10 protein-coding genes are annotated in these 12,500 nt (G+C 56.2%); 7 read left to right on the top strand and 3 right to left on the bottom strand.

Annotated elements, in window-relative coordinates:
• Nucleotides 1-5: 5 nt before the first annotated feature.
• From ACFQZG_RS05670 to ACFQZG_RS05685, 4 genes are all read left to right on the top strand, one after another.
• Nucleotides 6-842: a carbohydrate ABC transporter permease gene (locus ACFQZG_RS05670; RefSeq protein WP_378150589.1), complete on the top strand. Its 837-nt coding sequence runs from the start codon at nucleotides 6-8 to the stop codon at nucleotides 840-842.
• Nucleotides 843-934: 92 nt separating this feature from the next.
• Complete coding sequence (locus ACFQZG_RS05675; RefSeq protein ID WP_378150590.1) at nucleotides 935-3,862, top strand: fibronectin type III domain-containing protein; 2,928 nt, start codon at nucleotides 935-937, stop codon at nucleotides 3,860-3,862.
• 175 nt (nucleotides 3,863-4,037) lie between these two features.
• A complete protein-coding gene (locus tag ACFQZG_RS05680; protein ID WP_378150591.1) occupies nucleotides 4,038-4,997 on the top strand; it encodes an aldose epimerase family protein in 960 nt (319 codons plus the stop codon).
• Between the two features lie 319 nt (nucleotides 4,998-5,316).
• A complete protein-coding gene (locus ACFQZG_RS05685) occupies nucleotides 5,317-5,700 on the top strand; it encodes an aspartyl protease family protein (protein WP_378150592.1) in 384 nt (127 codons plus the stop codon).
• A 16-nt stretch (nucleotides 5,701-5,716) separates the two neighbouring features.
• Here the strand turns inward: ACFQZG_RS05685 and ACFQZG_RS05690 are convergent, their stop codons facing one another.
• Nucleotides 5,717-7,951, bottom strand: a complete 2,235-nt coding sequence (locus ACFQZG_RS05690; RefSeq protein WP_378150593.1) for a helix-turn-helix domain-containing protein — start codon at nucleotides 7,949-7,951, stop codon at nucleotides 5,717-5,719.
• Nucleotides 7,952-8,182: 231 nt separating this feature from the next.
• Here ACFQZG_RS05690 and ACFQZG_RS05695 point away from each other — a divergent pair, with 231 nt between their 5' ends.
• From ACFQZG_RS05695 to ACFQZG_RS05705, 3 genes are all read left to right on the top strand, one after another.
• Complete coding sequence (locus tag ACFQZG_RS05695; protein ID WP_378150594.1) at nucleotides 8,183-9,115, top strand: ABC transporter permease subunit; 933 nt, start codon at nucleotides 8,183-8,185, stop codon at nucleotides 9,113-9,115.
• Nucleotides 9,115-9,987, top strand: coding sequence for a carbohydrate ABC transporter permease (locus ACFQZG_RS05700; protein ID WP_378150595.1), 873 nt, complete (start codon nucleotides 9,115-9,117; stop codon nucleotides 9,985-9,987). Before ACFQZG_RS05695 ends, ACFQZG_RS05700 begins: the two co-directional genes overlap by 1 nt.
• A 78-nt stretch (nucleotides 9,988-10,065) precedes the next feature.
• Nucleotides 10,066-11,616, top strand: coding sequence for an extracellular solute-binding protein (locus tag ACFQZG_RS05705; protein WP_378150596.1), 1,551 nt, complete (start codon nucleotides 10,066-10,068; stop codon nucleotides 11,614-11,616).
• 57 nt (nucleotides 11,617-11,673) lie between these two features.
• Here ACFQZG_RS05705 and hepT read toward each other — a convergent pair whose 3' ends face one another.
• A complete protein-coding gene (hepT, locus tag ACFQZG_RS05710) occupies nucleotides 11,674-12,090 on the bottom strand; it encodes a type VII toxin-antitoxin system HepT family RNase toxin (protein ID WP_378151576.1) in 417 nt (138 codons plus the stop codon).
• Entirely contained in the window at nucleotides 12,083-12,493 is a 411-nt protein-coding gene (gene mntA / locus ACFQZG_RS05715) for a type VII toxin-antitoxin system MntA family adenylyltransferase antitoxin (protein ID WP_378150597.1), read from the bottom strand. Before mntA ends, hepT begins: the two co-directional genes overlap by 8 nt.
• Between the last annotated feature and the right edge of the window lie 7 nt (nucleotides 12,494-12,500).

A 12,500-nucleotide genomic window follows, 5' to 3' on the forward strand; every position in this document is an offset into this window, starting at 1 on the left:
ACAAAATGGGCGGCGCATTGTTATCCAACCGTAAAGTTAATCTCGTCATTCATTTCGTGCTGATCGCAACCTCGGTCGCCATGATCGTCCCGTTCATCTGGATGGTGCTTACCTCCCTCAAGACGCAGACGCAGGCGACGCAAATCCCGATCGTGATCTTCCCGACCGAATTCCGGTGGGAAAGCTACAAGGAAGCGTTCGAGCAATCGGAATTCAGCCATTATTACATCAACACGGCATTCTCGGCGCTCATGAAGACGCTGTTCCCGGTCATCTTCAGCTCGATGGCCGCGTACGCCTTCGCGAGAATCAAGTTTCCCGGAAGAACGCTGTGCTTCACTCTCATTATCTCGGTCATGATGGTGCCGAACCCGGTCTTCTACACGCCGCAATATTTGATGATGAGCAAGATGGGCCTCGTCAACACCGTAACGGCGCTGTGGATCGCGGCGCTCATCAGTCCGTTCGCTACGTTCCTGCTGCGGCAGTTTTTCCTCGGCATCTCGAAAGAGCTGGAGGAGGCGGCCGTACTCGACGGCTGCAATCCGTTCCAGATCTTCTGGCATATTATGCTTCCGCTCGTGAAGTCGGCGTTGGTCGCGGTCGTCATCATTCAACTGCTGTGGTCGTGGAACGAGCTGCAGTGGCCGCTCATCATTAATAGCTCGCCGGAGAAGCTGACGCTATCGGCCGGCCTCGCGACGCTCGTCTCGAAGTTCGCGACGAACTATCCGGTGCTGATGGCGGGGGCGTTCATGGCGGTTATCCCGATGATCGTGATGTTCTTCATTTTCCAGAAGCGGTTTATCGAAGGCGTTGCATTCAGCGCGCATAAAGGGTAAGGCGATAAGGGGGGTCTTGACTGACGCTCCCTATTCGTTTGCTCCAATATGTAAGCGCTTATAATGTAAATTTCATTGAGGAGGAATCAGTAATGAGGAAGAAAATCGGTTCATCCATTCTGTCGCTGTCCTTGGCTTTGGTCGTGGCCGCGGGAGCGTCGAGTTGGCCGGGCAAGGAGGCGAACGCGGCGGTGGGGACGCTCACGGTCAATCTATCCGAGACGTCGGAAGCGTTCAAGAACCCGAACATGGGGTTCAGGCCGTCGGTGTACATCGGGAGCAACAACTTCCCGGACAAGGAGTACACGTCGATCTACAAGCACTATATTCCGTATACGAGTCTGGAGAATCTCGCTTCCGATTCCGTGCAGAAGATCAAGGATTGGAGCAATACGGCTTGGGCCGGGTTGGAGAATCGCAACCTGAAGGTGGTGCCGCGCGTCGTCATCGTCTACCCGAACGTCGGCGAGTATTGGCCGGACGGCATTCCGCATGGAGATCCGGCCACGCAATGGACTTCGGAGACGTACAAGAACCGCATGGTCGCTTTCATTAATAAGCTCGGACAAGCGTGGAACAACGATCCGCGCGTCGCGGCGATCGAATTCGGCCTGTTCGGCAACTGGGGCGAGCAGCATATCTGGCCGGCCAAGTTCGCCGACGGAACGGATCGCATTCCGCTGAGCTTCCAGCAGGCGCTCGGTGATGCGTACGTCAGCGCGTTCCCGAACAAGAAGGTCATGGTGCGCTATCCGGATACGTTCGTTAACTATCCGTTCGGCATCCAATGGGATTCCTTCGCGCTGCCGGACGACGCGTCCGGAGGCAACGGGGAGATCGCCCGGGACACGTGGCGGACGCAGATCAACAGCGGCGAAGTCGCGTACGACTGGGGCGATCAGTCGAACCTGGGCGGAAGCCCCGACGGCACGCTCGGCAACGTGAACAATACGAATTACGTCATCGACTGGATCATGAAGACGCATACGTCGAGCTTGGGCTGGATCGCGGAATACAACGCGGGCAACTCCGCGTCGGCCGCGGGGGCGACGTCGATGCAGAAGGTGCTCGGGTATCGGTACGTGATCAATCAAGCGTCTTACTCGGGCAACGTATCGCAGGGCGGCACGATGAACGTATCGTTTAACGTCGTGAACAAAGGATCTTCGCCGTTCTATTACAATTGGCCGGTCGAAGCGAGCTTGCTGCGGGCGGACAAGACGGTGGCGTGGAAAGGCCTGTTCAATGCCGACATCCGGCAATGGCTGCCGGGCACGGATTGGAACGCGGGCACGAGGACTTACAATAACGCGCCGGCGACGAATACGGTAAACGGGTCGTTCACGATTCCGAGCGGATTGGCGAACGGAACGTATACGTTGGCATTGGCGATTCTGGATCCGTCGGGCTGGAAGCCGAGCGTCCGGTTCGCGAACGCGAACTACTATGCGGGCGGACGTACGCCGATCGGCAAAGTCGGCATCGGCGGCGATCCTTCCGATCAGAATTTGGGTTCGTTCAGCAGCTTGAAGTCCGATAATACGCTGACTTATAGCTTGACGAGCGGTGCGTACGACGGCGGAGTCAGCGGCGGAGGCGGCAGCGACACGCAGGCGCCTTCGATTCCTTCGGGATTGAGTTCGTCGGGCGTCACCTCGAGCAGCGTATCGCTATCGTGGAACGCATCGACGGATAATGTCGGCGTGACGGGTTATGACGTGTACAGAGGCGGCACGCTCGTCGGGTCGACGGCTTCGACTTCTTACACGAATACGGGTCTGGCGGCGAGCACGTCCTATACGTTCACCGTTCGGGCGAAGGACGCGGCGGGCAACGTATCGGCGGCAAGCTCGCCCTTGACGGCGACGACGTCGGCAAGCGGCGGAGGCGGCGGAACCACGACGACGTACGAAGCGGAAGCTTCGGGCAATACGCTCGCGGGCGGCGCGGCGGTCAGCTCGTGCGGATCGTGCTCCGGCGGCAGCAAGGTCGGGTATGTCGGCAACAACGGCGGCACTTTGCAATTTAACGGCGTTAACGCCGCGTCGGCGGGTACGGCGACGATTACGGTATCTTATCTGAACGGCGACGCGACCCGGTCGGCGCAGCTGAGCGTTAACGGCGGTTCCGCGGTCACGTTGAACTTCCCGAACACGGGCGGTTGGACGACGGTCGGCACGGTGCAGACGCAAGTGGCGTTGGCGGCGGGGGTTAATACCATTAAGCTATCCAATCCGAGCGGCTGGGCGCCCGACTTCGACCGAATCCAGGTCGCGACGAGCGGCGGCGGAGGAGGCAGCGATACGCAGGCGCCGAGCGTGCCGAACGGGTTGAACGTCACGGGCAAGACGTCTACGAGCATCAGCCTGTCTTGGAACGCAGCTTCGGATAACGTCGGCGTAACCGGCTACGACGTATACCGGGGCGGTACGCTCGTCGGTTCGACGGGGACGACTTCGTATACGAGCACGGGGCTCGCGGCGAGCACTTCGTATACTTTCACCGTTCGGGCGAAGGACGCGGCGGGCAACGTATCGGCGTCGAGCAGCTCCATCACCGACGCGACGAGCGCTTCCGGCGGAGGCGGAACGGGATTGCTGCTGGACAACTTCGACGGTTCGCCAAGCTGGCCGGGTTCGAACGATCTGGGCAAGTGGGCGGGCGCGAACAGCTTCTCGAACGGCTCCGGCGTCATCGAGAGCGGCGCGCTGAAGCTGCAGTACAGCAACAACGGTTGGCTCGGCACCGACGTGACGCAGAGCATTACCGGCTACACGAAGATGATCGTGCGAGTGAAGGGCGCGAACGGCGGCGAGCAGTCCCACTTCAAGCTGTCGCTCGGCGGCGTGGAGAAGACACTCGCGGACTTCAGCGGCAACACGGTGACGACCGCGTACAAGGATATCGAGATCGATCTGGTCGCCAACGGGGTCAACCGCAGCGCCCCGGGGCAACTGACGATGACGTTCTGGCACGGCGGCAGCGGGACGATCTGGATCGACGAGATTCGGTTCGTATAGAGCGTGCAAGAGCCTGACCAGTCGGTCAGGCTCTTTCTTTATAATAAGGATCAAGGTAGGCGAGAATATCGTCCATCATAATCCGTCTATCGTGAATGGAGACCCGAGTCGACCTCAGGTATAGTAAGGGTAATTACTTAAGACGATGGAAGTCGACATGAGGAGGAATCAGCGGATGGGATCGGTCGCGTGGAGCGAATATTCGGAGCAAGGCTATACGTGCATCCTCGGGGAGAATGAGCTGTTGGCGGTACGGATCGTACCCGGCAGAGGCGGGAAGATCGTCTCTCTCGTCGACAAGCGCACGGGGAGGGAATGGATTCACCGGACGGATCGAGCTTGGGAGCCGCTCCGTTACGGCATGGGATGGGGAGAAGGGGATCGGGGCGGTTGGGACGAGATGTTCCCGACGATCGATGCGTGCCCGTGTCCGGACGAACCGTGGCGGGGCGCGGCATTCCCGGATCATGGCGAGGTGTGGTGCTTGCCTTGGCGATGGGAGATCGACGGAGATGCATTGGCGTTGGACATCGAAGGCGTGCAGGTGCCTTACAGGCTGAGCAAACGAGTGACATTAGAGGGCGCCGAAGTCAGGATCGAATACCGGCTGGATAACGGGACGCCGCATCCGTTCTCCTATCTATGGGCTGCGCATCCGCTCTTAAGAATCAGCCCCGGGATGAGAATTCTTACGGACCCGGCGCTGGATCGCGTACAGGTTGCTTACTCGCATCATGGCAGAATCGGACAGCCGCTCGACTTCGCTCGGTATCCGTTCGCCTCGACCTCCGAAGGCGGCGGCGTCGATTTATCCACGTTAGAGGGAGCGGAGAGCGAAGCCGCGGAGAAGTATTATTTCGAGGCGCCGCTGCAAGCGGGCGAGGCCGGCCTGGCCGATCCGGCGACGGGCGAACGCATCGTCTTCCGGTTCGACCCGGAGGAGACGCCGTACTTGGCGATCTGGGCGAACTACGGCGGCTTCGACGATTATACGTTCGCGATCGAACCGGCATCCGGCTACATGGACGCGGTCGAAACGGCTTCGCGCATGGGTAAGGTGAAGCAGGTACAGGGCCATTCGACGAATCGGTGGGCGCTGAGCGTTGCGTTGGAGCATGAGATTCCGAAGGCGTGAATCATCAAGTCGATTGCTCCTAATGAAAATTGTGATACTCTTAATAGAGAGTACGAGTAAAGGAGGAGATCCAATTGAACTGGCAACAAGTACGGGAGTTGTTTCCTGACCAATTTGTTCATCTATCGATACTCGACTATCGTGAGGAAGACGATAAGAAAATTATTACGGAGATGGCTCCGATTCGGAAGGTAGCCGAGAGTGACGCAAACAAGGCCTTTTTCAGCGCGGAACCCGGTAGCATCGTATATCATACATCCAATGAGGAATGCGTGATACACCTACGTAGAGACCCATTAATTCGAGTGAGGCGAGGGTCATGAGGATTTGTTACGATGGTCGGCTTTTGACAACCTCGCTTACTGTTTCTTATCGTGGGCGAGAGTTGCGGCTGACGGATATTATCATCGATACCGGCTCTTCGCATACGATTATCAGTCCGGACGTTTTAGAAGAAATCGGAGTGTCCTTTGATAACGGCGACACCGTATATGAAGCATATGGCATTGGCGGGACGGTGCCATTCTATACGAAGGTAATGGATGAAATCGTTATCGATCAATTGCGTATCAAGAATTTTGAGATTGATGTCGGTATGCTGCCCCAGTCTCACAAAGGTTTGCTTGGACTCGATATTTTAAAGACATACGGTTTTGTATTGGATATGAACGAGCTGGAGCTTATTCCTGCTACACAAGCGTAACAGGCTTGGTCCCCCCTCACTCGATGCGCTTCTTCGCCGCCAAATCGGCGAGCGAATGCCGCGTCCGGTATTGCGCCGGCGTCATCCCGTACGTTTTTTTGAACAACGTGAAGAAGTAAGTGCTGCTGCCGAGTCCGATCTTCTCGCTGATCGCCGACGCCGAATCGCCGGTTGTCGTGAGAAGTCGGACAGCCTCCTCTAGCCGGACCGCGTTCAGGCAGTCGTTGAACGACCGGTCGGTCTCCTGCTTGAACAGCTTGCTCAGGTAGCCGCTCGAATAATGCACCTGCTCGGCGATCGCGTCCAACGACAAGTTCGGGTCGCTATACCTCTCTTGAATGAGAAGCCGAACGGATTCGATCAGCTCCGCGTTCCGGCTCCCCTTGCTCTCCTCCAGCCTGCCTATTATCGCGCAACACAATTCTCTCAGCGCGCCCTCGACTTCTTCGAGCGTCTCCAGATCGGACAACGAGTACAGCAGCGAGCCGTGAAGCTCGTAGTCTTCGGGCGAGAGCGCGCTGCCGTACTTCTTCTGAACGGAGATGTTCAACTGGTTCAGATCCATGTGGACATGGTTGTATCGGAAAGGACGGATCGCCGCGATGAACTTGGCGATTTCCGCTTCGGCTTCTTTCCTGCGTCCGAGACCGATCGCTTCGAGCAAGGCGGTCTCGGCTTTAGCCGGGTATTCGTGGCTGCGCGTCATCCGATCCAAGACCGAAGCGCGGTCGATAATGCTGCCGTGTCCCAGCATGAGCCGGTACTTCAGTAACTCCTTCGCCGACCGATAGGCGTCCTTCACTTTCTCTTGCGCGTCGACGACGTCCCCGATTCCGACGGATACCGATAGCTTGAAGTATTGGCGGATCGTCTGCTGCAGCTCGATAAGCGTCAGGACGAAATTGTCGGGGAGGTTCGGCCGATCGAGCGGGGCGAACACGACGAGATGGTCGCTCTCGACCTCCAGCGAATGGTAACGGCCTTGCCGGAACAACAATTCTTCCGTAATGTTGCGGATCGCGAATCGGAGCAGATCCTGCTCCTTGTAAGAGCGCCGGCAGAACAGCTTATAATCGTCGATGCTTAGCACGATGACGCAGAAGTAAGCTTCCGTAAGCGGAGGGGACATGCTCAGCAGCCCGGCGCGGCCGGCCTGCGCGTCCGCCTTGCCGGATAATAGCCCGCGGACGTACGACTCCCGTAACACCGGATAGGCGTAGTTCAAGGATGTCTCGAGCGATCTGTGTTTGGATTGGAAGACGGAATACGGTTTATACATCCGGCCGGCGAGCAGCACGGCCAATGCCGCGCCGATCGCCAAGAGGACGGCTCCTACCGCCCATAAGACCGTTCGCGGTTCGGTTATTCCGAAGAACGGCAGCTCGTACGGCCGCATTCCGATGATCCGCCAGTCGAACTTATCCAATGCGGCATAGACGACAAGCTGCCTGGACCCGTTGACTCTCTCCGTGAAATGGCCCTTGTCCGTTAACGTACTCGAGATCTCTTGGAAGTACGGCGCGTCGGCGATCGACGTCATGAACATGCCGGGGTCGTTGTGGGATAGCAGGGTACCGTCGCGGTCGGCGACCATCCACAGATGATCCTGCGAGTCCGTCAAGTCGCCGATCAACTTGCCGATCAGCTCCGCTTCATTGATGTTGATGATCAAGGCGCCGTTCTTCGGAATGAGATTGGAGAAGTTGGAGTACAGCACGAACGTAAGCAGTCGCTCGGTACCCGACGAGTTCGGCATGAAATCCCCCAAATGCAGCAGCCGCGGCACGAAATCCATGTAGCGGCTTCCCTCGTTGCTTCCGATCAACCGGATGACCTCGCTATCGACTTCTTTATCGATGCCTCTGTTGTTCAAATACCGCTGCGTATTCTCGTTGTAAATGCTGATATAGGAAATGAAAGAATAGACGCTTTGAACGCGGCGGAATTGGAGGACGACTTCGTTCTCGAGCAGCGGATCGAATTCGCCGTTCAGCATGGCGGTGATGACGGCGGGATCATGCAGCAGCTCGTTGCCGACGGCCAGAACCTGATTGTGGATCGCGTCGGTCGCGCTCCGGAGATAGTCGAGCCGGGACATGGATACCTGGTTGATCTCCGATTCGACCTGATAGGCGAACCGCTGATACAGCATGGCGGAAATGAGCAATACGGAGATCGACACGAGGATCATATAGGACAGCAACAGTCTGCGATAGATCGCGTACCGTTTCAGGTTGCTCCAGATCGTCATCGGCGTCCCCCCGTATAACAGCTTGCTTTGATTGTATCGAATGGAGAATGCGCTTTCAATTAGAACGGGCGGGTTCCCGGAAATCGTCTTGTTTTCGGAGGAATTGCGGCTTTTTTAAGGGTAGCAAAGCGGGGATTTTCAGGATTTCCGGGTATTCGAAGTTTACCGGCCGATCGAACGTTTCTACAATTGAAGGAGACAAGGCAGATACGAAGAATGGAGGATACATCCATGCAAGGGAAATTCGGTTACTCCTTTCTGAGCGACATCCTACGCAATCCGTTCAGTTATTTACTCGCGTTGCCGGCTATCCTCTATACGTTCGTATTCGGTTACGCGACGTTGCCGTACTTGTGGATGGCCTTTCAGAAGTTCAGCTACGACACTTCGTATTTCTGGCAGAACGAGTTCATCGGTTTCAAGAACTTCGCTTTCTTCTTCCAGTCCGACAACTTCTATAACGTGACATGGAACACGCTCCGGCTCAATTTTCTATTCATCGCGTTCGGCCACTTGGCCGCGATCGTCCTGGCGATCGTCATGAACGAAGTGCGGAACAAATGGTTTTTGCGGGTATCCCAGTCGGTGTTTCTGTTTCCCCATTTCCTATCTTGGGTCATCGTCAGTTACGTCGTATACAACCTGTTCTCGACCCAGTACGGATTATTGAATCAGATTCTGCAGGGACTCGGCATGGAGCCGATCAACTGGTACGCCACGCCTGACGCCTGGAATGTGATCCTGACGATCATGAAGGTATGGAAGGACGCCGGGTTGTTCGCCGTCATTTACCTGGCCGCGATTATCGGCATCGATCACGAGCTGTTCGAAGCCGCCAAGATCGACGGGGCGAACAGGTGGCAGCAGATCCGATCGATCACGCTGCCGCTCCTCCTGCCTACCGTACTCGTTCTTATGCTGCTCGCCATCGGCAAAATTTTCTACGGCGACTTCGCGATGATGTACTCGATCATTCGGGATAACGGGCTGCTGCTTCCGGTTACCGACGTTATCGACACGTACGTGTATCGCGCGCTCCGGCTATCCGGAGATCCCGCGCAGGCGATGGCCGTCGGCGTCTACCAGGCCGTCATGGGGTTCGTGCTCGTCTACGGCGCCAACCGGCTCATCCGCCGATATTATCCGGAAGGGGCGTTGTATTAATGAGGTCGGGCTCCCGTGGCGTCCAATGGTTCATTCACGCGTTGTTGGTCGGGTTCGGCCTGTTCTGCTTGCTGCCGATGCTGCTCGTGCTGATGATCTCGATTACGTCCGAGGAAGCGATCCGCATGAACGGATACAGCCTCTTCCCGGAATCGCTATCGCTCGCGGCCTATAAGCTGCTATTCAACGAAACTTCGACGATGGTCCGCAGCTACGGCATCTCCGTCTTCGTGACGGCGGCCGGCTCGCTGCTCGCGGTCGCGATCACGGCCATGGCGGCGTTCACGCTGTCTAACCATTCCGTCCGCTACCGGAACCGCCTGGCGCTGTTCTTCTTCTTCACGATGATCTTCAACGGCGGCATCGTGCCGTGGTACATGATTTGCAAGCAGCTCGGACTGAGCAATAACGTGCTGGCGCTGCTCATTCCGAATCTGCTGTTCAGCGCGTTCAACCTGTTCCTGACCCGCAATTTCATGCAATCGTTGCCTCCCGCGCTGATCGAATCGGCCAAGATCGACGGAGCGAACGATCTGCGCATCGCCTTCGGCATCATCTTCCCGTTGTGCAAGCCGGTGCTGGCGACGATCGCGCTGTTCTACGGACTCGCTTACTGGAACGACTGGTGGAACGCGATCATGCTCGTCGACAACCAGAACTTGTATCCGGTGCAGTATTTTCTGTTCAAGATCCAGTCCGATATCCGGATGCTGACCGAAATCCAAGGCGTCGCGAACGCGGGGGCGATCTTGCCCGCCGAATCATCGAAGATGGCGACGGCCATCGTCACGATCGGTCCGATCGTGCTGATGTATCCGTATTTGCAACGCTACTTCGTCCGAGGGCTGATCATCGGTTCGATCAAAGGTTGACCATCCGCTTTCCGGAAGCGTCCATGGCCGGAGCGGATTCGATACAAGGCACGATCAACCATTTAAGGGGGTTAAAGCATGGGGAGTGCAAGGAAAATCTCGGCTCTCGCAATCGCCGTCGTTCTGCTCTTCGGTCTATTGACGGCATGCTCGGACAACAAGGAGACGAATGGAGGAACCAACGCGCCCGCGACGAACAAAGAGACGACGGCAGGGGGAGAGGCGGAAGGCACGGCCAAGCCGACGGCGACGGAGAAAATCACGCTTACCTTCGTCACGCCGGGCGGAGAACCGACGGACGCGCAGAAACGGTGGGATGCGATCAACAAGAAGATGGCCGACGACGGGTTGAACATCGAAATCAAATTCACTTTCATCGGATGGGACGCCTGGGAGCAGAAGACGAACCTGATGTTGACCTCCGGCGAATCCTTCGATAACCTCACGGTCATGGAGGACTGGATCAGAACGGCGGTTTACGCGGGCAGAGGCGCCATACTCCCGATCGACGAGTACTTGGACAAATACCCGAATTTGAAAGCCGCGTTCCCCGATTATGTCTGGGAGAACATGAGAATCAACGGGAAAATCTACGCGGTTCCCGTGTTCTACAGAGAATGGGCGAACGATTACGAAGAGATGTCCTACCGCAAGGATCTGCTCGACAAATACGATCTGCCGGTGCCGGCAACCGTGCAGGAGATGATCGAGACGGCGGATAAGATCAAGCAAGCGGAGAAAGACCCGAGCCTCTACATCGTCAAGAAACCGAATAACGTGATGCACACGATACACCGCGAATACGACACGTATCCCTTCAACGTCGTGGACGACTTAATCTACGTCGATCAGCAGGGCATCGTCAAATCGTGGGTCGAGACGCCGGAATTCAAGCAAGACAGTCTCTACTTCCGCGATATGTACAAGAGAGGGCTCATTCATCCGGACATTCTGACGTTGCCGCTCGATCAGGTTACCAAGCCGACCGTCGAAGGGACCGCGCTGTTCGCGATGGGTAACGTCAACGAGAACATCGTGCAGATCAAAGCCGCCAAACCGGAGGCGGAGTACGCCGTATTCCGGTTCGCCCCGGATAAGCCGAAGATGCGTCCGTTGCTCGGCAACGCCAACGCGATTCCCAAGTCGTCGGAACATCCCGAGGCGATGATCCAGTTCTACGATTGGCTGTATAGCAAGCAGGAGAATTACGATCTGCTCGTCTACGGCTTCGAGGGCGATTGGTTCAAGGATCTCGGTCCGGGCAAGATGGAGCTGCTGCGCCCGGTCGGCAACGAAGTCGACTTCCCGGAATGGAAGGTCGGCAACTACAAGTACGTTCGCTTCGCGTCCAACCTGCACCCTTCCTTGATCGAATCGAGGAAGATCGACGAATCCGTCGTCAACGCGATCAACCTCGGATTCGTGTTCGATACGGAAGCGGTATCCGTCGAGTACGCGAACCTGCTCGCCGAGATCAAGACGAGCGTCTATCCGCTGAAGATGGGCGTCGCCGACTTCGACTCGTTCTATCCGAAGGCGCTAGACAAGTTGAAGAAGGCCGGGCTCGACAAGGTCGTCGCAGCGTACAAGGAGCAATTCGAGGCTTGGCTGGCGGCGAAGGGCAAGTAAATCGGCACAGAGGCAGCTTCCCGAATGGGGAGCTGCCTCTGTATTTGTGTCGGCTAGCTATTCACTCGCTTGCATCAACCGCAAAACAGCCTGCGCGAACATCTTAAAATCATCGATATGCTTTTCTACTATCGCTACTAAAATATCGACGTTCAACGACTGATAATCATGTACGGCGATATTTCGGAACCCGACCATATTCATTAAATTTTTCGCTAGTTCGGCATCGATAAGTCCCTTCTCGCATAGAAGCGTGAATGCTTCACGGCTGGATTTGGGCACGCCAAGCTTCCGTCCGCTGACCATATGCATGGCGAGATCGATGCTTGCCTCGCAAGCGCGTTGAATGTTTAAGATGATACTATCTTGCTTGGTGATATCCGATAAGTTTGCGGGATTACCTTCGTACACTTCGCGAATCCGTTTCACGCAGCGCTCGATTGTCGTTGTTTTATTCAATAGGACATCATTCATGGCCATATACGCTTCCCCGTTCCTTAATGGCTTCGATAATCGGCGCGCGTTGCTCGTTTAATGTCGCATACATGCTATAAGCTCGCATTCGTTGACGTGTATATTCATTATCGTCTTCTATATATAGAGGTTCGCCTTCCGAGAAAATTTGCACCGTAAAAACGGTATCGATAGGTTTGAGATCAACCAAGTCGATTTCACGACCGGCAATTGCAGCCAGATCTCCGGCAAGAATAAACCGTTCATACGATGACAGATGCTTACTACCGAAGTAGGCAAGGTCAATATCGCTGTCGTCTCGTTCCGTACCTTTCGCGAACGAGCCGAATAGCAGGATGAAGGCAGGATCTGTCTCTCGAATGATTTTATCGACTAGACTCTTCTGGAGTTGTTCTGGAAGCATGCGTATC

Origin of the sequence: Cohnella sp. GCM10027633 (genome assembly GCF_042675445.1) — a bacterium.
In the GTDB taxonomy this organism is placed as follows: Bacteria; Bacillota; Bacilli; order Paenibacillales; family Paenibacillaceae; genus Cohnella.